At 38.5% G+C, this 737-nt stretch carries 1 protein-coding gene; it reads left to right on the forward strand.

Annotated features, from left to right (window positions below; all coding sequences use genetic code 11):
* Window positions 1-737, forward strand: a 737-nt coding sequence (locus tag FLB_RS14420) for a hypothetical protein (RefSeq protein WP_197488966.1), incomplete at both ends; no start/stop codon positions are given.

Here is a 737-nt window from a genome sequence, read left to right on the forward strand (position 1 = left end):
TATTTTTGTGCTACCAATACGTTGAAAGTTGAATTAAGAAATCCAGATGGAGTTACCTATACCGATGTAACTTCTACCATGACTACCTCGGCAGGTTTGCCTTTGTCTACCACTAATCCTTTAGGAGTAAGTCTTGGAACCTCTATACCAGGCGCGGGGACAAATATCTATTCCACTCAACCTGGCTTCTACAGAATTACTGCAACTGATGATTGTCATACTGTGGTAAGAACTGTTAATGTGACTACTACAAATCCGTTTGGTTGGCCAGTACAAACTATTGAGTCAACTTCTGTCTTAGAGGGTACCTCTAGTATTTCTCTATGGTTTAATTCTCTACCACCTTTAGGTAGCCCCCTAACCATGACTGTAAGACGATTTGACTTACAAACGTCTATGACAATTAATCCTACACAACCTTTAACAAAGGCGGGTTCTTATACCATAAATTTTCCAATAACTAGAACATTTACATATCCTGCTGGAGATTATACCATTAGTGATTTGCCTTTAGGAAGGTATATCGTAGAATTGACCAATAGTTGTTCGTCAACCACGGGATTAATGGGGACTTATGATATAACATTAGTGAAGCCTACATCCTATACCCCTACTTTTTCAGTTACTAATGGTTGTACAGGTTCTAATGCAATTAATTATAACATGAATCCTGTTAATGCCAAACCATCTCCTTACACTGTTAGGTTGTATAGAGATAATGGATCGGGGGGATTAGG

The organism is Flavobacterium succinicans, from assembly GCF_001662485.1.
Lineage (GTDB): Bacteria > Bacteroidota > Bacteroidia > Flavobacteriales > Flavobacteriaceae > Flavobacterium > Flavobacterium succinicans_A.